This is a genomic window from Hymenobacter antarcticus, from assembly GCF_039539545.1.
GTDB lineage: Bacteria > Bacteroidota > Bacteroidia > Cytophagales > Hymenobacteraceae > Hymenobacter > Hymenobacter antarcticus.
In genome coordinates this window covers 86,689-106,900 of sequence record NZ_BAABDI010000014.1, presented here as the reverse complement: position 1 = coordinate 106,900, position 20,212 = coordinate 86,689, and the positions used below count along the sequence as shown (strand labels likewise).

15 protein-coding genes are annotated in these 20,212 nt (G+C 63.0%); 12 read left to right on the top strand and 3 right to left on the bottom strand.

Going from position 1 to position 20,212, the window contains the following annotated elements; all coding sequences use genetic code 11:
• Positions 1–99: 99 nt before the first annotated feature.
• Positions 100–3,159, bottom strand: coding sequence for a Tn3 family transposase (locus ABD819_RS11600; RefSeq protein ID WP_345124387.1), 3,060 nt, complete (start codon positions 3,157–3,159; stop codon positions 100–102).
• Positions 3,160–3,326: 167 nt separating this feature from the next.
• Here ABD819_RS11600 and ABD819_RS11595 point away from each other — a divergent pair, with 167 nt between their 5' ends.
• Positions 3,327–3,950: a recombinase family protein gene (locus ABD819_RS11595; protein ID WP_345124385.1), complete on the top strand. Its 624-nt coding sequence runs from the start codon at positions 3,327–3,329 to the stop codon at positions 3,948–3,950.
• 749 nt (positions 3,951–4,699) lie between these two features.
• Here the strand turns inward: ABD819_RS11595 and ABD819_RS11590 are convergent.
• Complete coding sequence (locus tag ABD819_RS11590) at positions 4,700–6,325, bottom strand: T9SS type A sorting domain-containing protein (protein ID WP_345124383.1); 1,626 nt, start codon at positions 6,323–6,325, stop codon at positions 4,700–4,702.
• Between the two features lie 111 nt (positions 6,326–6,436).
• Positions 6,437–8,092: a tail fiber domain-containing protein gene (locus ABD819_RS11585; protein WP_345124381.1), complete on the bottom strand. Its 1,656-nt coding sequence runs from the start codon at positions 8,090–8,092 to the stop codon at positions 6,437–6,439.
• A 717-nt stretch (positions 8,093–8,809) separates the two neighbouring features.
• On the opposite strand from ABD819_RS11585, the gene ABD819_RS11580 reads away from it, so the two are divergent.
• From ABD819_RS11580 to ABD819_RS11530, 11 genes are all read left to right on the top strand, one after another.
• Entirely contained in the window at positions 8,810–9,541 is a 732-nt protein-coding gene (locus tag ABD819_RS11580; RefSeq protein WP_345124379.1) for a LytR/AlgR family response regulator transcription factor, read from the top strand.
• Positions 9,542–9,637: 96 nt separating this feature from the next.
• The gene (locus ABD819_RS11575; protein WP_345124378.1) at positions 9,638–11,752 is read left to right on the top strand and encodes a histidine kinase dimerization/phosphoacceptor domain -containing protein; all 2,115 of its coding nucleotides are present in this window, start codon (positions 9,638–9,640) and stop codon (positions 11,750–11,752) included.
• Between the two features lie 608 nt (positions 11,753–12,360).
• Complete coding sequence (locus ABD819_RS11570) at positions 12,361–12,900, top strand: RepB family plasmid replication initiator protein (protein ID WP_345124375.1); 540 nt, start codon at positions 12,361–12,363, stop codon at positions 12,898–12,900.
• A complete protein-coding gene (locus ABD819_RS11565) occupies positions 12,901–13,134 on the top strand; it encodes a replication initiation protein (RefSeq protein WP_345124372.1) in 234 nt (77 codons plus the stop codon). It abuts the gene before it with no gap.
• 171 nt (positions 13,135–13,305) lie between these two features.
• The gene (locus ABD819_RS11560) at positions 13,306–13,608 is read left to right on the top strand and encodes a hypothetical protein (protein WP_345124370.1); all 303 of its coding nucleotides are present in this window, start codon (positions 13,306–13,308) and stop codon (positions 13,606–13,608) included.
• Between the two features lie 125 nt (positions 13,609–13,733).
• On the top strand, positions 13,734–15,083 hold the full coding sequence (locus ABD819_RS11555; RefSeq protein WP_345124368.1) for an IS701 family transposase: 1,350 nt from the start codon (positions 13,734–13,736) through the stop codon (positions 15,081–15,083).
• A gap of 85 nt (positions 15,084–15,168) precedes the next feature.
• Positions 15,169–15,612 (top strand): RrF2 family transcriptional regulator, encoded by a 444-nt coding sequence (locus ABD819_RS11550; RefSeq protein ID WP_345124366.1) that lies wholly within the window; start codon positions 15,169–15,171, stop codon positions 15,610–15,612.
• A gap of 56 nt (positions 15,613–15,668) precedes the next feature.
• Positions 15,669–16,877 carry an NO-inducible flavohemoprotein gene (hmpA, locus tag ABD819_RS11545; RefSeq protein WP_345124364.1) on the top strand — a complete coding sequence of 403 codons (1,209 nt, stop codon included), beginning with the start codon at positions 15,669–15,671 and terminating at the stop codon, positions 16,875–16,877.
• A gap of 62 nt (positions 16,878–16,939) precedes the next feature.
• On the top strand, positions 16,940–17,251 hold the full coding sequence (locus ABD819_RS11540) for a cupin domain-containing protein (protein WP_345124362.1): 312 nt from the start codon (positions 16,940–16,942) through the stop codon (positions 17,249–17,251).
• A 104-nt stretch (positions 17,252–17,355) separates the two neighbouring features.
• Complete coding sequence (locus ABD819_RS11535; protein ID WP_345124360.1) at positions 17,356–19,206, top strand: cbb3-type cytochrome c oxidase subunit I; 1,851 nt, start codon at positions 17,356–17,358, stop codon at positions 19,204–19,206.
• On the top strand, positions 19,184–20,212 hold the full coding sequence (locus ABD819_RS11530; RefSeq protein ID WP_345124358.1) for a cbb3-type cytochrome c oxidase subunit II: 1,029 nt from the start codon (positions 19,184–19,186) through the stop codon (positions 20,210–20,212). Before ABD819_RS11535 ends, ABD819_RS11530 begins: the two co-directional genes overlap by 23 nt.

The window sequence follows — 20,212 nt, the reverse complement described above, 5'->3', positions numbered from 1 at the left end:
CTTCATTCCAGGAAGTAGTAGCCGATGGAAGGTCAATAGGAGCATTATCGGCCTTGGTTAAAAGTTTGGTCCAAAAGTCGCATTTGGAGCGACAGTCTCTTAACCTTCAGGGACTTCCCACTCGACGGTGAGCAACGCACCCAAGTCGAAGCGTAGCGCATCGGTTAGTGCTTCGTCGGAGAAATCAAATTCGCCTTGCAGGTTGATGTGCTGCCAGCTCACGGGCGACATCCGGGCGATGGCATCGGCCAGGGCCTGCCGCTCGACTGGTGGAGCTTGAAAGAGCTGCTGATTGAGGTACAAGCAGTTCCAGCACACAATCACATTTTGGACCAGCCGTTTGCAGGCATCGGCGAGCTGCTGCTCTTCCTTGCCTGCGTAGCGAAACTGCCCGTTTTGGCCGTAAAACACGGCACGGGCGAACTGGTGGGTGCTTTCCAGCTTGTCGAGTTGGTCGTCGATGCGCTTGCGCAGGTCCTGGTCGTCCATGTAACGCAGCAGAAATTCGGTGCGTACCGCCCGCCCCAACTCGCGCAACGCCAGGTACAGGGGGTGGTGCTGGGAGTAGGAGTTGAGGCGCTTGAGCACGGTGGACGCCGTCACGTGCTTCTGCTTGAGGCTGACGATGAGCCGCAGAATGGTTTCCCACTGGGCTTCAATCAGCCCCCGGTCCAGGGGTTTGCCCAGCCGCAGGGCGTACGCGGCCAGGTCGGGCACGTCCATGCCGGCGAAGGCGTAGAGCTGCTGGTCCTGAAAGGACTGGATGCGCGGGGCAAAGGCGACCTGAATCAGGTACGTCACGGCAAAGTTAACTTCGGTAAAGCCGTGGGTATCGGTGCTGTGAATGGTCGATTCCACGACGTCGTTGTGCAGCAGGCCATCGACCATATAAGGCGCTTCCCGGTCCGAGGACGTAAACGTGGTCGAGTAAAAGAGTCGGTGCCGGTCGTCGAGGAAACCGTACGAGACGAGCCCTTTGTTCTGTCCAAAATACTTGTAGGAGTAGGTGGCGTGAATCGAATCCACGGCCACGTGGTACTTCTGGCCATCGGAGGAGGTATGGGTCTGGCCGGGGGCGCGCTGGAACAAGCGGCTGACCGGTAGCTTGCCCGTCAGGGCAATGACCGCGTCGTTGGCGCGGCGCAGATTGTCCAGCGAGAAGTACCAGTTGACCGTGTTTTCCAGCGTGGACTGGGCCACGTGCTTCGTGGCGTGGGCCATGCGCGTCAGCCCCAGGTTGCAGCCGTAGGCCATGACGCCGGCAAAGAACACCCGGTCGGCCGGCCGGGGCGGGCGGTGGCGCGGATTCCAGTGTTCGAGGCAGTCGGTGAAGCGGCACTGGGCATTCACCGTGTGCAGCACCTCGTGCAGCGAAATCACGCCCGGTCCGGGAAACAGCGGCCGCGGCGGGGGCGCGTCCTCGTCGGCGGGCCGGGCCGGCGTGAGGAACCGCGGCCGGCCATCGGCCCGCTGGCGCACGGCCGGGTTGGTGCCGGCGTTCAACCGCTCGAAGGTGCGGGCAAACGCGGTGGCCAGTTTGGCTTGCAAGGCGTCGAGAAAGGGGCCCGGCTCGCGCAATTCCAGCAGGTTGGTTTGAAACAGCAGTTCCTCCCGCTGCGCGGCCCAGGTGGCGGCATCGAGCAGGTAGGTATCGAAGGGGCGGTAGCTGAGCGAATGGACCAGATTCAATTTGCCCGCTTTCAGGTGGTCGGCCACGTGGCCCGCCAGCAGCGCTTTGTAGAGGGACACCGCGCTGTCGGCCTCGTGCAGGGCGGCGCGCTCGGCCGCTTTCAGAAACGTGGCCGGGGGCTGGCTCCCCGGGTTGCCGGCCCGGTTCCGGTACTGGGTCAGGGCCTGGGCCAGCGGGCTGTCCGGGCGGCCTTCGTAGGCCACCAGGCGCAGAATATCGCCCAGTCGGCGCTGCAAGGCGCGGGAGCGTTCCTCCACGACCTGGTAGTACGGGCCGGTGGGGCTGCCGCCCCCGCCTTTGCGCAATTGCTGGGCCGTCTGGCGCAGCTGCGCAAACGCCGCTACGTCCGGGGTTTGCAGCCAGGCCAGTAGGGCGGCCACTTTTTCTGCGTTGGTGCGGGCGAACGAAAAGGCCACCGCTTCCACCTGCGTCAGGGCCTCCCCGTGGCCCACCACCCCGTCGAGCACCTGCCGCAGCTGGCCGGCCGTGTCTTGTTGTTGGCGGTAGACCCGCTCCTGCGTTTCGCGCTGGGCGGCATTGCGGTGGGTTTGCACCGCTTGCAACAGCGTCTCGGTCAGCAGGTCGCCGAGTTGATAGAACTGGTAGACCACGAAGCAGAGCACCATCAGGTACTTCTTATCCGCCTGCTGCTGCACCTGAAAGACCTGCGCCCGCTCCACGTAGCGGGCGTAGTAGCGCACCAGTTCCTCGGACAACTCCAGGGCCTGCACCACGGGGTGTACGTGCGTGAACAGCGCGTGCAGCACGATGTAGTCCTGGATGTTGGCGCGGATAGCGGCCGGGCGCATCAGTTCCAGGCTGCGCTTGAGCGTGGTCAGCCGGTAGGGTCGGTGGGAATGGGCAGGGGCTTCTTCGGCCGTGGTAAACAAGGCATCGAGCTGCTGGCGCAACTCCGGGGTTAGCAGGCTAGCCAGTTGGGTGGTGAGCTGCTGCTCGACGGCGCGGAAGGCGTCGGTAACCAAGCCGGCCAGCGTGGCGTAGGTCGGCACTTCCCAGCGGTGGGAACGCAGGTAGTCCGCCGCCGTGCGAAACACGGCCACCGGGTTCATTTGCTGGCGAGCAAAATGGGTGACCTGGCGCAACACGCCGGGTTGCACCTGTTCGAACGGGGCCACCCCGAAGTGATGCAACAGCACCGGCCGGTGGCGGAAGCTGGCTTTGTTATCGTAGCCGCTCCAGTCCATGGGGCCCAGTCGGTAAGGCTGCTGCACGTAGGCGCGGTCGGCTGCGGTAAACCGCTCGACGGCGAAAAAGCGGCCGCTGGCCTTGAAGTAGCCCAACTGCAAGAGGAAGCCGCCGCGCATGTGCGCGGCGCTCATGGCCCGGAGCAAGGGCTCGGCCCATTCGGGCAGGGAAAAGAACAATTGCCGCTGGGCCAGCGTGAACGCGGGCGGGGAATCAAACGCGCGGCGCTGGGCCGCGTCGAGCAGGGGAAGGGAGCGGGCCATGACAAATGGGGGTGGTAAACAAACGCCCCTTTTCCGGTACCACCGGCCCCGGCACTGAATCGGCACGCTGCTACCGGAAAAAGCGGTACCGGAAACTGGTTCCGGCAATCAAGATACCGTAAATTCGCCTTTCGCTTCTTTCCGGTACCAATCATCCCCTTTTTGCCATGAAGAAACTCGGCTACGCCCGCGTCAGTACCCAGGAGCAGGTGCTGGACCTCCAACTCGACGCCCTGCGCCAGGCCGGCTGCGACGACATCTACACCGATACGGTTTCCGGGGTGCAGGCCCACAAGCCGAACTGGGAAAAACTGTTGGCGTACGCCCGGCCCGGCGACACCGTGGTCATCTGGCGGCTCGACCGGCTGGGCCGCTCCACCAAGCACCTCATTGAAGTCGTCGAAGACCTGAGCCGGCGTGGGCTGCACCTGATTTCCCTCCAGGACCCCATTGACACGACCTCGCCGGGTGGTCAGTTGGTGTTCCAGATATTCTGCGCCCTGGCCGAACACGAGCGCAACGTGCTGGTGCAACGCACCCACGCCGGGCTGCAAGCGGCGCGCGCCCGGGGCCGCCAGGGAGGCCGGCCCCCGGGCCTGGCCCCGCGTTACCAGAAAATTGCGCCCGCCGTCAAGGAGCTTTACGAAGCCGGCCAGCAGTCCACCCGCCAGCTCATGGCCTACTTTCAGATTGGCTCGCGCCGCACCCTCTATAAAATCCTGCGCTTCGCCGGCTGCCGGATTAATTCCACCTCTGCGCTCGCTGCTGGGCCCGTTGCCGACCAGGCCTAGCAGCCATGTAACATTTGGACCAAACTTTTAACCAAGGCCAAGCCTACAACTAAAAGAGAGCCTACAAGCGGGCAAACCAATGGCTGACCGGTGCGCTATTCCTACGGTAACCCCAAATGCGACTTTTGGACCAAACTTTTAACCAAGGCCACCATTGTTACCGGTGTTACCAATGTTACTTGTATTACTGATATTACCGATGGCGATTGTATCATTGTTGAAAAGCTGGGATGATTGCTGAAATTGGCCCACGCCTGCTCTTGTGTCCTACCGTTGGGTGTTGTTAAACAAGTAGGGTAGAACCTCCGACTCGGCCCTACGTGGGTTTGCTCGGCGGCTGCCAGGCCGCAATCAGGTCCATGTCAAAGGAACTTCGGCAGGCAGCTGCTGGTCGGAGAATTCGTATTCGCCGTGCAGGCTCAGCTGGTGGTAGGAAAGCACGGCCGAACGGGAAAGCGTGGCCAGTATGGCGGCTTGCTGCTCGGGCAGGTACTGCGGAAATGCAAAGCCGTCATCAGACCAAATACACGCTAACGCCGCTGGGTATGCGCTTAAAATTGGCCTGTTTGTCTTCTTGCACGCAATCGACCGATTCGGTCTATAATCCGCAACCTGGGTTTGCTAAAAGGGGAGAGTTGTGAGTTAAAATCAAAGAGGATTTTAACTCACAACTCTCCCCTTTTAATTTTTTTCAATGTGTACACTGGACCAGAAACCGCTGTAACCTACCCACGGCCACTCCAGGAACGCTATTCGCGCACCAGGCGTCGGGTGACGGTGTGCGGGCCCTGGCGGGCCCGCAGCAGGTAGGCTCCGTTGGGCCAGTTGGCACTGGGCAGGGAGAGCGAGGCGCGTGGTTCGGTGGTGTGGCGGAACAGCAGGCGGCCCGTGGCGTCGTACACCTCCACTTCCACGGGTTGGGCGCCAGCAGAGGTTACGCGCACCTGAGTCGCCGCCGCCGTGGGGTTGGGCCAGAGTTCCAGGGTTAAGCCGACAACGGGCTGGGGCGTGAGCACGACCACGGGGGAGAAGGCCGTGGTGCCGTCCAGGTCCACCTGGCGGAGGCGGTAGTAGACCAGCGGCGCACCGTAGCGGCTGATGCGGGCGTCGGGGTAAGCATAGTCGCGGGGTGCGGTGCTGGTGCCGGCAGCGGGCACGGTGCCAAGGGCCTGCCATGCGGCGCGGCCGTCGGTGCTTTGCTGCACTTCGAAGTAGGCGCTGTTCTTCTCACTGGCGGTGCGCCAGCGCAACAGGCCGTCGTCGCCCACCAGGGTGGCGGTGAAGGACACCAGCTCCACGGGCAGGGGATTGGCGGGGCTTATGCTGGCGAGTGCCAGGGCCGTGTAGCTGGGGTCGAGGGCAACCGGCAAGGTAACGGTAACGGTTTTGGCCGTGGTGTTGATGGCATTGGCGGGGGTGGCGCTCAGGTTGGTCCATTGGGTGCCGTTGTAGGCAGCGATGGTCAGCTTGCCAGGGTCGCCGACGTAGGGGCCACCGATGGCCGTGGGGCCGAAGTTGCCATAGGGAACGGTGAGGGTAGCCCCGGCCGGTACGTCAATCGTACCGATGGGATAGTACTCGTGCGTGCTGACGTTGGTGAGCTGCAGGCCCCCGCCCTGCGTGGCCCGGCTGGTGGGAGTGGGGGTAGCGCCGGCGATGTAGCGGATGGCGGTGCCCCGGGGGCTGCTCACCGTGATGGGTGAGTAGATGTTGGCGCCTACGGGCGTGGTGTTGCCGCCCAGCGAGTTGGTGGCACCAAGCGGGTAGGTGAAGGGGGCGGTACCGTCTTTGGCCAGGAAGCCGTCGACGTACGTGGTGGCGCTGGGCGTATTGCCGGCGAGGGACGAGGCCTGGGGCCCCGGGTTGGTGATGCGGATGGCCCGCACGGGGGTGGCCGTGAGGTTAGCCGCGGTGTTGGTAACGGTGGTGATGCCGTTGCCCAACGTGAGTAGGTTGGTGACGTTGATGCCGGCCGTGTTGCTCACCGTGAAGGGCTGGGCCGCGCCGTTGAGGAGGGCCAGGTTATAGAAGGTGGGGGGCGCAACGCCAGCAATTGCTTGGGGGCCGGGTGCCCCGGCAGGGCCGATGAACTGGTCGGTGGCTTGGTTGCTGCCGTCGGGGATGGCCACGTAGCTGCCGTCGTTGCGGAACGTGGGGAGGCCGGCCCCGGCATGGGTAATGGTGGCTCCGGTGTTGGAAAACGTGCCGGTAGGGTTGTTAACAAACTCCCCGGCGTGGTACAGGCTGCCGTGGTAGGCGAGGGCCGACCCCGCGTTGTACGTTTGGGCCTGGCCGGCGTAGGCAGGGCCCAGCAGGGCCAGCGCGCAAGCCAGCAGACGTGGCCCGCGCAGGAAAGCGGTGGATAAACGATTCATGAGCGAAGGAAAAATGGATGCAAAGCAGCCGTGCCGGGGCACGAGAAGAAAGGGACCACTGCCCACGAGCTGCCCGGCCACATAGAGCCAGGCAGCTCGGAAGGCAGGCGCTTACTTGCTGCGGGCGGTGGTGCCGGCGGCTTGCAGGGTCTGCATTTCGCCGCGCAGGGTTTGCAGGGCGGCTTGCAGCGCATCGACGGTGCTGGCCGAGGCCTTACCATCGAGGCTGGTTTGCAGGGTGGCGTTGGCGGAGGTCAGCTTGGCGTTGGCCGTTTTGAGGGCCTCAATCTGCGCCTGCTGCTCCTGAATGGCTTTGGTGAGCACCGGGATAAGCTCGGTGTACTTCATGCCGTAGTGCTCCCCGGCGGCTTTGGGCGCTGCCACGGCTTCGGGCACAATCTGCTCCATTTCCTGGGCAATGAAGCCCACCATGTGGTTGGTGGTCGGCTGCGCCTTCCAGTTGTAGGCCACCGGGCGCATCTTCAGCACGTCCTTGAGGCCGTAGGTCAGGTTCTCGATGTTCGTCTTCAGGCGACGGTCCGAGGTTTGAATTATACCATTAGCGGCATAAACCGTACCCCAACGGGAGTTAATGGTACCCAGGTCTTTGGCGCCGTCGGCATCGGGAACCACGTTGCCCCCAAACACGTGGTTTTCGTTGCCGACGCCGACGTTACTGTTATAATAAAAATTGCCCAACGAGTTGGCCCCGACATTGCCTAAATTTAAACGGGTAGACGTAATCTCCATGGTGGGCTGGCCGTTGGTTCTGATGGATACCCCATCGTTGCAAGTAGTCCGGCCAGATATCTGCACCGCCCCGGTTACGTTCAATATATGAGCGGGGCTGGCGTCGCCTCCAATGCCGACGGACCCGTTGCTATACACGAAGAACCGAGGCGTAAACGTGCCGGAATTAACCTGCCCGGGGCCGGAGGCGGCGGTGGTGGTCCCCAGCACAAAGCGGTCGGCAGACGAGCTATTCGCCGCGACTACGTCATCGCCCAGTACCAGGCGGAGCTCACTGTTATTGCTGGCGGCGGAGCCAACGGCGGTGTTGAAGCGCGCCAAGCCAATGACGTCGGTATTCACCCCGTTCCCGCCAAACTCCAGGTAGTTGCCGGGGCCAACGGTAGCCACTGCCGGCTCCGACCCCAGGCGGATGTTGCCGTTCACTTCCAGCTTTTCGGCTGCCTCGCCCGCCGCCGTGCCGATGCCCACGTTGCCACCCGAGGTAAACGTCGTGCTGCCGCCCGAGCCGTCAATGGTTAGCGGCATCCCGTTGTTGGTCACCGTGGTGGCTTGCGTCAGGGGGCCACCGAGCTGGACGGTGTTGCCGGTTTTGCTCAGGCCGTTGTTGGCCGCCACGCCATTGCCGCCGCCGGCCGAAGCCCGCCAGCCACTGGCCGAATACAGAAACTCGACAGCTTGGGCCGCCGGAATCAGCTGGCTGTTGAGGGTGGCCGGCACGCCGGTGTTGTTGTACACCACCAGCCGCTGCCCCGGTACGGCGGCCGCGGTGGTGAGGCCGATGGTGCCGGTGGGCGTGCCGCTGAGCTGCACCTGGCCCACGGCGGGCACCTGATAGGTGGGGTTGGCTCCGCTCAGGGTGGCCGTGGTTTCGTAGGCAGCCGTGGGGCCGTTCACGTCGAGGGTGGTGCGGGGCGGGGTGGTGCCCGTGCCGATGCCTTGCTGGGCGTGGGCCGTGTGGCCGCCAATTAGGGTCAGGCCCGTAAGTCCAAGCAGCAGTTTATATAGAGGTCTCATGAAAAAAAAATGGAAAATTGATTCGGGGGTGAGGGATAAAAAGCGCGCGCGCTTACCGGCCATTTAATGCCAGCAACTGCCCGTGTTTCAGATTGAAGGAGTTGTTTTTTTTGGAGCACGGCTATGGCGCCGGCATTCGCTCCATTGGCCGGCTTGGTTGTAGCCAGTTATTTTTTTTGCGCTTGTTTGGAATTAGCGCTTACATTCGGCGTTGCCTTCGGGTAATGGTTTCCGCCCGTCATCAGTTGGTGCCTTTCCTTTCTTCATCCACGACTCGGAGGTTCCACGAAGTAGGGGTAAAAGCATAGGGGAACCGGGTAAGAATGCCTGCAAAAGCGGTTAGCGCGCAGGGCTTTTTGAGGAGCGAAATGAAGCCAGATAAGTGAAGCAAGAATTTTGAAAGCCAGCGACTACCCTGTTTCTTTCAACGGCGACAAAATTACTTGCTAGTTATTGTCAAATTAATGCCCGTATAATTCAATTAGGTCCAGGCGCTAGAAAATTGCCTTGAACGACACGCTTGCTAGTTCAAACGACGAAATACTTAACATCGGCCCCGAGAAGTATTGCCCGCGTGCAGGCAAAACAACGAGCGAAGCCTCCGCCGGTCAGGCCCCGCCCGCTGATGCGTTCAGTGTGAATCAATGCGTCGCATCATAGTTTATTATTATTTCTTTAGCCGGAATGTTCCAGCTTTCCTTTACTTCCACTGTTCGTATGGCCCAGGTCCTCATCGTTGAAGATGAATTCTTTATTGCGGAACACCTGCGCACCATTGTGACCGGGTTGGGGCACCACGTGGTGGGGGTAGCCGACAGCGCGGCCCAGGCGCTGGAGTTAGTGCACGGCTTGCCCCACCCGCCCACGCTGGCCCTGCTCGACATCACCCTCAACGGCGAACTGGACGGCATCGACCTGGCCGCCCGCCTGCGTGCCCGCTACGGCGTGCCCTGTGTGTTTGTGACTTCGCTGGCTGACCCCGAGACCGTGGCCCGCGCCAAGCAGGCGACTCCGTTGGGCTATCTGCTCAAGCCCTTTGTGCAGCAGGAGGTGTATGTGACGCTGGAAATGGCCCTGGCTGCCCTGGCAGTAACGACGGCTGCTCCCGCCGCCCCCGAACCCGCCGGCCTGTTCGTGCGCGACCACAAGCAATTGGTACGCGTGGACTTTGTGGACCTGTGCTGGCTCGAAGCCGACAGCAATTACACCAAACTTTACACCTGTTCGGGTAAGCATTACACCACCACCATGCCCTTCAAGCAGGTGGAGGCGCGGCTGCCGGCGGCCGCCTTCCTGCGCATCCACAAATCCCACATCGTGGCCCTGGCCCACATCACCGCCCTCGCCGGCCAAGCCGTGGTGGTGGCCGGCCACCAGGTTCCCATCGGCCGGGCCTACCACGCGGCGCTGTTCAGCCGGCTCAACTTGCTAAAAAGCGCCGACCTGTAGCGGCATTGCCCTGTTCGGCGGCCCACATGGCACCACCGGCAACTTCCCGGCTGCCGCCGCCCCTCTTCTTTATCCTCTTTCGCTGCCTCTGGGCCTATGACGCCATTCGTACGCTTTCTGTTCTCTGCTTCTATAACCGGGCTGGTCGTTAGCACTGCGCTTGCGGCACCGCTGGTGCCCGCGCCCGACAGCCTATTGGCCGCTGCCCGGCAGGCCCCTTCCGATACGGCCCGGGCGCGTACCCTGCTGCGGCTGAGTGCCTGGTATCAATCCACCGATTCTGCCCGGACGCGGCAGTACGCCCAGCAAGCGCTGCACCTGGCCCGGCAGGTGGCGTCCAGGCCCCTGGAGGCCGCGGCGTGGCTGCGGCTGGGCGAGGGCTATCAGGCCCACAAGCGGCCGCAGCTGGCTTTGGACCTGTGCCAACGGGCGCTGGTGCTATTTGCGAAGTTGGGCGATGCCGACCAGCAGGGGCGGTGCCTGTATACCCTGGGGCGGGCGCAGCTCAGCCTGGGCCAGTATGCCCAGGCCCGAGCCGTTTTCCGGCAGGAGTTGGCGCTGTGGCAGCAAGCCGGCAACCCCCGGCGAACAGCCGAAGCGTACGCCCGCCTCGGCGAATCGTACGGGTACAACGATGCGACGGCGTCGGAAGGATTGCCTTACCTGCTGAAAAGCCTGAAAATGGCCGAGGAAGGAAAATTTCCCACGGTCATGCTCAGTGTGCTGCGTTCCCTGGTGTCGGTCTACGAACGGCAGGACGACTTCAAGCGCGCCCTGGGCTACCTGAGGCGGGAATTGCAGGTGGCCCGCGACCTGAACGACCCGGAGAAAATCGGCGGGGCCCACATTGCCCTGGGGCTGTTGTACCAGCAAGACGAGCAAGACAGCCTTTCGGCAATGCACCTGCAAGCCGGCCTTAATTTGCTGCAACCCCGCACGGCCCCGCAACTGGACTACGAAAAAGGGGTGGCGTACTACACGCTGGGCGAGCTGACCGCCAAGAAGCCCGGCGCGGCGGCGGCGGCAATCGGGCATTACCGCCACGCCGCCGCGCTGTTTCGGCAAAAGGAAGGCCTGGGCCAACAGTACGTTTCCACCATGACGGTTCTGGCGCTGTTTCAGCTGGGCCAAGGCCAGACGGTAGCGGCCCGGAAAACCCTGGCCGAAGCCGCGCGCACGGCGCCGGCCGTATTTTACAGCGTGGAGGGCAGCTACGACGTTCTGGCGAAAGTCAGCGCCGCGAACCGGGAGTACGCCGATGCTTACCGGTATCAGCAGCGCTACCAGGGCCTGCACGACTCCTTGTTCAACGAGGCCAAATCGCAGCAGTTGGCCGAGGTAACCACCCGCTACGAAACGCAGGAAAAAGAAGAGAAAATCAGCGCGCTGCAGCGGGCCACGGCGTTGCAGCACCGCACCCGCACCTGGCTGCTGGCCGCCCTGGCCGCCGTGCTGCTGCTGAGCGCGGCCACGTATTGGCGCTACCGCCGCGAGCGCCGCGCCCGGCGCGAGGTGCAGGCCAAAGAAGTGGAGCTGGCCGCCCGCAATCAGCAGCTCCTCCACACCGAGGAGCAGCTGCGCCGCTCCCTCGACGACAAGGAAGTGCTGCTGAAAGAGGTCCACCACCGGGTCAAAAACAATTTGCAGGTCATCACCAGCCGGCTGGCGTTGCAAGGGCAGGAGCCGCGCGCCAACCCGTTGGTACGGGCGGCGCTGCGCGACATCGAAAACTGGGTGCAGTCCATCTCCCTGATGCACCACATGCTCTACCAGTCCGCGGACCTGGCCTCGGTCGCGTTTCAGCCGTTTCTGGAGCAGCTGGTGACGCAGATGCACCGCACCTTTGCCGGCGGTGGGGCCGGCACGGTCACGTGCGCGGTGCACGCGCCGGCCGTGCGCCTGGGCAGCAGCACGGCGGTGCCCCTGGGGTTGATTATCAATGAGCTGCTGTCCAACACCTACAAGCATGCCTTTGCCAATGGCCGGGCCGGGCACGTCGATATCAGCCTCGCCCCCGAACCAGCGGGCGGCTACTCCCTGCGCGTGTACGACAACGGGGCGGGCCTGCCCGCCGGCTTCTCGCTTGCGGCCACGGCCTCGCTCGGCTTGCGCCTCGTGCACAGCCTCGTGCGCAAGCTCAAGGGCACGTTGGCGGTGAAGCAACCCGGCGTAGGCACCGAATTTACCCTGATGTTTCAGGAAATTGAATAGAGAAAATCTGCCAGTAAGTGCCGAGCCATTATTATTTGGCTGATAGCCATTAGCTGTTTAATTTATAGTCAAACAGTTACATCAAAAGCAGTAGCTGTTTAATTTGGTGCAGGCACTTAAGCAATTAGCAATGGCGGAGAGGGACTCCAGCCGCCAGCCCTTCGCCCGCGTGTATCCGTTTGTGATGTTTCTAGGCAAGAGCAACTATGGGTGTTGTTAAACAACTAAGAGAAAACTTGGGAGTCTGAAGCCAAGTAGCTTGGCTGCTTGTGACAAGGAGTGAATGCGTCGTAAGAGTATCGAAAAGGGCTCGTACTGCACGTTCGTTCAAAACCAGCGAAAACGGCGAGCGAAAACGAACGTTTACTCCATCGCTTACGCAATTTTACCAGGCATTTGGCTGATTAACAAGATATTAATCCCAGAAAGCAGGCACCTGCGCCCCCGAATCGGATATTTTAAGTAGTCAGTCATAAGTAATCAGTAGTCAGATTTAATTTATCTTTCTGATTATCAATATTTTGATGTCCAACTACTGAATACTTAATTCTGACTACCTACTTACCCTATTTGTTTAACAACACCCACTGCTCCCCACCACCCGCCTCATGCCCCGTCATCCCCTGCGGCGGCCCGCTGCCCGGCGAGCATCCGCCCCGCCCCGCGTGCTGCCCGCCACCTGGCTCCCGGACCTGACCACGGCCCGCTTTGCCTACAGCGGCTTGCAGCTCGACCTCTTATTCTACTTACTTTCCACGCTGGAAGAAGAGGCGGCCGCCCGCCCGGTGGAGCTGTGGCTTGGTGGCTTTTCCGCAGCGGCGGGCAAAAAGCACAACTACAGCTACGTGGTAGCCGCAGTCGCGGCGCTGGTGGCGCAACCGCTGACCATCCGGGGCAAGCAGGAGCAGTACCGTTCGCTGCGCCTTTTCGACCGCATCCGCTCCGTGCCGGGACAGGGCCTGCTGCAAATCAAGCTCGCCCGGGCCGGCATCCCCTATCTACTGGAGCTGCGCGACGTGATTCCCGCCACCAGCCTGCGGGCGTTTCTACAGCTTTCAAGCAAGCACACCAAGCGGATTTATGCGCTGTGCTGCCGCTATAAAGGCAAGGGCCGCACGCCCACTTTCACCGTGGCCGACTTCAAATAGATGCTGGGCTTATTGGATGAGCAGGGCCACGAAAAGCAGCGGGGCTTCACGTCTTTCCGCAAGCACGTACTGGAAGCTGCTATCGAGCAGATTAATGCCACCACCGACCTGCGGATTGACTGTCACTTGGAAAAACACGGCCGGGCTGTTTTCTACCTCGCGTTTACGGTGAAGTCCCAAGCCCTACCCGTGCTGCTACCGGCTGCGGGCGCGGATGCTCAGCTGCTTCCCTAACCGACCCGGCAATCCGCTTCTCACTACTCGGCATTACCAGTGTTACACATGTTACCGGTATTACTCGTATTACTAATGTTACCTAGCCAAAGTAAGGCGGGAATAGGGTAAAATCGGGTTGGAATCGTTACTTTTGGTTGCTGCGTGTGCGGCCTGCCTTACCTGATTCTCATGACTTCCTGCAGCCAAGATGCTTACCAGGCCCTCCGGGACTACCTGAACGGGCTCCTTAATCCGTCGCTGGCTGACCAGGCGCTGGCCGACGTGCCGGCGGCCCTGCGTCCCGGCCTGGAGACGTTCATGACGGGCAAAACCGAGTACCAGGACGAGGCCGGCCGGCGCATGATTTACGCGGCCGACCTGGCGGCGTGGGCGGCGGACCTGATTTACGGCGCGGGCCTGACCGCGCCCCTGCCCCTGGCCACCGTGGACGTGGCCGCGCTGCGGGCGGCCACGCTCCGGCACGCCGCATGACGTGGACTCAGATTGAGCAGCTGACCTATAAGCTTGACTTTAGCCTTTTGGGGGTTGGTAAGGAGGCAAAAAAGAAACCCGCCGGGTAGGGCAGGCTTAGCTTTGGGTAACGACACCTTTCTGCTATGCCCACCTTCCCCCGCGAGTTTCAGACCGTAATATTACCGTACGCGCACCTATTTTGCCGCCGCGTCTTCGCCCACGTGCAGCTCTTGCTGCTCGGGGCCATCCTGGCCCCAGGCAAACGCACCATCACGTCGGTGCTGCGCATCGTGGGCCTGGGCCAGCAGCCGGCCTGGCACAAGTACCACCGGGTGCTGAGCCGGGGCAAGTGGAGCGCCCGCGCCGCCAGCCGCCTGCTGCTGGGCCAGCTCGTGGCCGCCTTTCTGCCCACTGGCCCGCTGGTGTTCGGCCTGGACGAAACGCTGGAGCGACGCTGGGGACCGCGCATCGCCGCCCGCGGTATTTACCGCGACGCCGTGCGCAACAGCGACTCCCATCTGGTCAAGTGCAGCGGCCTGCGCTGGCTCAGCGTCTGCCTGCTCACGCCCCTGCCCTGGGCGGCGCGGGTCTGGGCCCTGCCCGTGCTCACCGTGCTAGCCCCCTCGGCGGGCTGGGCCAGGGCGCAGGGCCGCCGCCACAAAAAAGTGACGGACTGGGCCCGGCAAGCCGTGCTGCAACTGGCCCGCTGGCTGCCCGGCCGCCAGCTTACCTGCCTGGGCGACAGCGGCTACGCCGTGCTGACGCTGCTGGCCGCGACGCGCGCCCACGCCACCTGGCTTACGCGCCTGCGCTTGGACGCGGCCCTGTATGAAACGGCTCCGGCCCGCGTGGCCGGCCAGCGGGGCCGGACCCGGGTCAAGGGCGCGCGCCTGCCCAGCCTGGCGCAGGTGGCGGCGGCGGCCACTACCGCTTGGCAGGCGCTGACACTGCCCGTCGATGCCCGCGGACAGGCCCGGACGGTCGAGCTGGCCACGGGTACGGCCCTGTGGTACTCGGCCGGCACACTCGTGCCCATCCGCTGGGTGCTGGTGCGCCCGGCCGGGGAGGCGGACGGCCCGTTCAGTGCGTTGCTGAGCACGGACCTGGACCTGAAAGCGGCCGCCATCGTGACCACCTACGCCCAGCGCTGGGCCCTGGAAGTGACCTTCGCCCAGGTGCGGGCCCACCTGGGCGTGGAAACCCAACGCCAGTGGAGTGCCTTGGCCATTGCCCGCACCACGCCCGTGCTGCTGGGCCTGTTTTCGCTCGTCACCCTGCTCGCCAATCGCCTCCACGCCCGGGGCTTGTTACGGGCACAGGCCTGCGCCTGGTACCAGAAGCAGGCCCCGACCTTTAGCGATGCCCTGGCTACCGTACGCCGCTATTTATGGGCCGAAACGCTTTTTGACAACTCGCCCAAGGACACCGTCCTGCTCAAAATCCCGCGCCACCAACCCCACATCTGGCAAGAGGCCCTGGCATGGGCCGCGTAGGGCTAAAGTCAAGATCAGAATCTATGCCGGATAAATTTGTCCGGTATGTATTTGGGCCTTACCTTTGCTTCCCTAAGCAACAGCTATGTTTTCCAAAGCGTGTGAGTACGGGATTCGGGCCTCGATTTACATCGGGCAGCAGTCGGCCGACGCTGGCCGGCGGGTAGGCTTGCGCGACATTGCCGCGGAAATTGACTCGCCGGAAGCCTTCACGGCGAAAGTACTGCAGCTGCTGGTGCGGGCGCAGCTTATCACCTCTGTAAAAGGCCCCACCGGCGGCTTTGCGCTGACGGCGGAGCAGCTGCGCACGGTCACCTTGAAGCAAATCGTAGTGGCCATTGATGGACCCGACATGTTGCAGGGCTGCGCGCTGGGCCTACGGCAATGCTCGGCCAAGCAGCCCTGCCCCATGCATTACCAGTTTCTGCCCATTCGCGACCAGCTCAACGAGCTGCTGCGCACCCACACCATCGGCGAGCTGGCCAGCAAGGTGCATGACGGCCTGGGCTTTTTAAAGCAGTTCAGCTAACCCTCTTTTTTTACTAAAATACCGGACAAAAATGTCCGATAATCAGCCTTTTTATTATGACCCCTGACCAGAAAAACCTCGTTACGGCGACTGTAAGTACGTTGCGCGAACACGGCGTGGCCCTGACCACCCACTTCTACCGCCGCCTGTTCGAGCACAACCCCGAGCTGAAGAACGTCTTCAACATGGGCAACCAGCAGAACGGCAAGCAGCAAACCGCCCTGGCGATGGCCGTGCTGGCCTACGCCGAAAACATCGAAGACCCCTCGGTGCTGGTGCACGCGGTGACCAAAATCGGCCACAAGCACGTCAGCCTCGACATCCGGCCCGAGTACTACGCCATCGTGGGCCGCCACCTGATTGCCTCCATCGGGGAGGTGCTGGGCGAGGCCGCCACGCCTGAGCTGCTCGATGCCTGGGCCACCGCGTATGGGGAGCTGGCTGGCCTGATGAGCGGCCTGGAAAGCGGCCTCTACCAGCACGCGGCCAACCAGGAAGGCGGCTGGACGGGCTGGCGCCCCTTTACGGTAAAGCAGAGAGTGGCCGAATCGGCCGAAATCACCTCCTTTTATCTCTACCCCAACGACGGCGGCCGGGTGGCTGATTTCCAGCCCGGCCAGTACGTGAGCCTGCGCCTGTTTCTGCCCGAGCTGAATTTGTTTCAGCCCCGCCAGTACAGCCTCTCCAGCGCCCCGAACGGCGAGTATTACCGCATCTCGGTGAAGAAGGAAGCGGGCAACCCGAAGCACCCGGATGGCATGATTAGCAACCGCCTGCACGACTTCGTGGCCGAGGGGGGCATCGTGGAGCTGGCCGCCCCGGCCGGTGACTTCACGCTGGCCACCGACAAGCCAACGCCGGTGGTATTGGTGAGCGGCGGCGTGGGCCAGACACCCCTCATGAGCATGCTCGAACACCTGGTGACCAAGGAAAGCAGCCGCGAAGTGGTGTGGGTGCACGGCAGCCGCAACTGCCAGGTGCACGCCTTCCGCGAGCCGGTGGCGCAGCTGGCCGCCAAATACGACAACGTGCAGCAGCACATTTTCTACGATACGCTGGCCCCGGGCCCGGAACGGGAAGGTCACTACGAGGGCATCGTGGACCTGCCTAGCCTGAGCGGCGGCACCCTGCTGCCGGAGGCCGACTACTACATCTGCGGCCCCGCGCCCTTTATCCGCAAGCAGGTGCAGGACCTGGCCGCGCTGGGCGTGCCCCGCGCGGCCATTCACTTCGAAGAGTTCGGGCCGGCCACGCTGAGCGTGTAGGCACTGGCCCCGAACTGCTCCGGAATTTCTGATGGAATGTACCCGCTCCTTCTTCCCAACCTATGTATCCTCCCCTAAAATGCGGCAGCCTGCTCCACGGGCAGCACCCGCCTATCGGCGAACAGAAAGGCCTCGTGCTGCTCGATAAAGCCGGCCAGAAAATCATCTTCAAAACCTTTCAGGCCGGCGAAACCATGCCCACGCATCACCACGACGCGGGCGACGTGCTGGTGGCAGTGCTCGCCGGCCGGCTCACCATCACGCAGGAAGCGACCAGCGTGGACGTGGCGGCCGGCGACTACGTCATCTTCCCAGCCGGCGCGCCTCATTCGCTGGCCTGCCTGGAGGCCGCCCGCATCCTGATTTACCGCTAAGCCGGGGCGGGGCAGCTGGCTTTTTTACTACTAATCAGTTGATTAATATTTGATAATCAACTGATTGGCGACGGTTTTTTCAATCTATGGCTTTTGAACAAGCAATGAGAAACTTTCATTTTGATACCGTTTTCAGGCGCGGGCTACCGACCCTGCTGCTGCTGATGGCGGCGGCGGCCGGGTCGGCACAGGCGCAGGCCGCGCCTCCGGCCGAAGGCCCCATGCTCACGCAGCCGGCCGTGCTGGGCATGCTGGCCCTGCTGCTCGTCATCGTGCTCGGGGCGGCAACCGTGCTGGTCAGCCGGGTTGCTTCGCTGATTCGGGGCAGCCAGAAGCCGACGCTGACCGAGGAGCTGGAGCATTTCGATGAGACGGTGACCAACCTCACGCCGTCGCAGCTGGATACCATTGTGGCGCGGCACCAGGCCCGGCACTTTGAGCTGAGCGGGGCCGAGCTGGGCAGCACCAACCCGGCGCTGGACCCGCAGGGCCTGGTGCAGCAGGTGGCCGTGGACGTGCATTCGCCCTGGTTCCACGAGAAGCGGCGCACGGCCCCCTTCACCGACCTTGACCCCCAGCTGACGCGGCTGGTATCGGCGTTTCTGCTGTGCGCGGCCGGCTGGCTGGTGCTGGGCACCACGGTGGGCTGGTACGTGGGGGTGAAGTTTGTGAGCCCCGACCTCGACCACGTGGCGGCGCTATCGTTCGGCCGGCTGCGGCCGGTGCATACCAACATGGTGTTCTGGGGCTGGACCTCGCTGGCCATGATTGGGCTGGGCTATTTTGTGGTACCGCGCACCAACAACATTCCTATTTACAGCCTGCGCATCGGCTGGTGGTCGCTGGGCCTGATAAACGCCAGCGTGATTCTGGGCAGCGCCTGCCTGATGGCGGGCATCAACAACGGCGGCGGCGAGTACCGCGAGTACATCTGGCCCGTGATGCTGCTGTTTGCCGTGGGCATCGTACTCACGCTCATCAACTTTTACCAGACCATTGCGCGGCGCACCACCGAGGAGTTCTACATCTCGAACTGGTACATTATGGCCGCCACCATCTGGGGTATCGTGCTGACCGTCATTGGTTATCTGCCCTTTTATCAGAATGGCATGGGCGAAACCATCACGCAGGGCTACTACATGCACATGGGCGTGGGCATGTGGTTCATGACCTTCACGCTGGGCCTGATGTACTACTTCCTGCCCATGTCCTTGAACAAGCCGATTTACTCCTACTCGCTAGGCGTGCTGGCGTTCTGGACGCAGCTGCTTTTTTATACGATGATTGGCACGCACCACTTCATTTTCAGCCCCTTGCCGTGGTGGCTGCAAACGGTGGCCATCGTGTTCAGCGTGGGCATGGTGATTCCGGTGCTGGCCGGCACCATCAATTTCCTGATGACTTTTCGGGGCAGCCGCAAGCGCGTGGGCGACTCCTATTCGCTGCCGTTCCTGCTCATTGGGGTGCTGTTCTACTTCACGGGCTCGTTTCAGGGCTCGCTGCAGGCCTTCCGCTACACCAATCTGGTGTGGCACTTCACCGATTTCAACGTGGCCCACTCGCACCTCACCATGTACGGCATCGTGGCGTTCATGCTCTGGGGCTGCATCTACACGCTGGTCCCGCGGCTGCGCGGACGCGAGCCCCGGCAGGGCCTGGTAGGCGTGCATTTCTGGTTCGCCCTCATCGGCCTGCTGGGCTACAGCATGGCCCTGATGATTGGCGGTACCCTGAAAGGCCAGAGCTGGATGGAGGGCGAGCCCTTCCTGAAATCGGTGGTGCTGATGGCGCCTTACTGGCTGTGGCGGGCCATTGGCGGCACGTTTATGCTGCTGGCCCACTTCGTGTTCCTCTATAATCTGGCCGATATGCTGCTGGGCAAAGTGGCTCCGGCCACGCCCGTTATCACTCCTGAACCTCAAGTCCAAGCGCATGAAATCCTGGAGTCTGTATAAAAACCACCGCCTGTTTGCGGCCACCGTGTTCCTGGGTTTTCTGGGCCTGAGCGTGGTCATTGCCGTGCAGCCGGCGGCCCGTATTCAGGCCGAAAACGCCCCGCTGCCCACTGCCGTGGCCCTCACTCCGGAGCAACAGGCCGGCCTGCGCGTGTTCATCGGCGAGGGCTGCGTGGCCTGCCACACCCAACAGGTGCGCAACATCGACATGGACAAAACCTGGGGCGGCCGGCCCGGCCTGCCCGCCGACTACGCCTGGCGCAAGCGCCTCGACGTGTGGCGTGCCACGCCGTCCGTCCTCGGCTCGGAGCGCACCGGCCCCGACCTGACCGAAGTAGGCGAGCGCCAGCCCAGCGACCTCTGGCATCTGATTCACCTCTACCAGCCCCGCGCTGTGGTGAAGGAATCCATCATGCCGGCCTTCCCGTGGCTGTTTGAGGACAGCGTGGCCGGCACGCCGGCGGGGCTGGCCGTGCGCATTCCGGCGGGCTACCGCGAGCCGGGCAGCCACACCATCGTGCCCACGCGCCGCGCTCAGCAGCTGGTGGCCTACCTCATGTCGCTGAAGCAGGCCGAACTGCCCACTGGCGACACCGCGCCCGCCTTCCTGAACGTGTCGCCGCCAAAAACCGCCGCAGCCACGGGCCTGGCCCCCGACGCTGCCGCCGCCAGCCCCGCGCTGGACGGGGCCGCCCTGTACACCACCCACTGCCAGGCCTGCCACCAGGCCAACGGCGAGGGCCTGAAAGGTGCTTTCCCGCCCCTGAAAGGCAGCCCGGTAGCCAACAATGCCGATGCGACGCTCATGGTCAACATCGTGCTGCAAGGCTACGACCCACGCCCGGAATACGCCGCCATGCCCGGTTTCGCCGCCAAGCTCACCGACGCGGAAATCGCGGCCATCGTCACTCACGAGCGCAGCAGCTGGGGCAATACCGGCAAGCCCGTCACGGCGGAGTTCGTGCAAAAGCTCCGCGCTTTGGCCAAACCTGGTCCGGCCCTCTAA

What these genes read in the sequence shown, in the direction of transcription:
- ABD819_RS11595 (WP_345124385.1), top strand. Translation starts at nt 3,327, where the DNA reads ATGAAGAAACTCGGCTACGCCCGCGTCAGTACCCAGGAGCAGGTGCTG.
- ABD819_RS11590 (WP_345124383.1), bottom strand. Translation starts at nt 6,325, where the DNA reads ATGAATCGTTTATCCACCGCTTTCCTGCGCGGGCCACGTCTGCTGGCT.
- ABD819_RS11530 (WP_345124358.1), top strand. Translation starts at nt 19,184, where the DNA reads ATGAAATCCTGGAGTCTGTATAAAAACCACCGCCTGTTTGCGGCCACC.
- ABD819_RS11570 (WP_345124375.1), top strand. Translation starts at nt 12,361, where the DNA reads ATGCCCCGTCATCCCCTGCGGCGGCCCGCTGCCCGGCGAGCATCCGCC.
- ABD819_RS11550 (WP_345124366.1), top strand. Translation starts at nt 15,169, where the DNA reads ATGTTTTCCAAAGCGTGTGAGTACGGGATTCGGGCCTCGATTTACATC.
- ABD819_RS11600 (WP_345124387.1), bottom strand. Translation starts at nt 3,159, where the DNA reads ATGGCCCGCTCCCTTCCCCTGCTCGACGCGGCCCAGCGCCGCGCGTTT.
- ABD819_RS11580 (WP_345124379.1), top strand. Translation starts at nt 8,810, where the DNA reads ATGGCCCAGGTCCTCATCGTTGAAGATGAATTCTTTATTGCGGAACAC.
- ABD819_RS11575 (WP_345124378.1), top strand. Translation starts at nt 9,638, where the DNA reads ATGACGCCATTCGTACGCTTTCTGTTCTCTGCTTCTATAACCGGGCTG.
- ABD819_RS11565 (WP_345124372.1), top strand. Translation starts at nt 12,901, where the DNA reads ATGCTGGGCTTATTGGATGAGCAGGGCCACGAAAAGCAGCGGGGCTTC.
- ABD819_RS11535 (WP_345124360.1), top strand. Translation starts at nt 17,356, where the DNA reads ATGAGAAACTTTCATTTTGATACCGTTTTCAGGCGCGGGCTACCGACC.
- ABD819_RS11560 (WP_345124370.1), top strand. Translation starts at nt 13,306, where the DNA reads ATGACTTCCTGCAGCCAAGATGCTTACCAGGCCCTCCGGGACTACCTG.
- hmpA (WP_345124364.1), top strand. Translation starts at nt 15,669, where the DNA reads ATGACCCCTGACCAGAAAAACCTCGTTACGGCGACTGTAAGTACGTTG.
- ABD819_RS11585 (WP_345124381.1), bottom strand. Translation starts at nt 8,092, where the DNA reads ATGAGACCTCTATATAAACTGCTGCTTGGACTTACGGGCCTGACCCTA.
- ABD819_RS11555 (WP_345124368.1), top strand. Translation starts at nt 13,734, where the DNA reads ATGCCCACCTTCCCCCGCGAGTTTCAGACCGTAATATTACCGTACGCG.
- ABD819_RS11540 (WP_345124362.1), top strand. Translation starts at nt 16,940, where the DNA reads ATGTATCCTCCCCTAAAATGCGGCAGCCTGCTCCACGGGCAGCACCCG.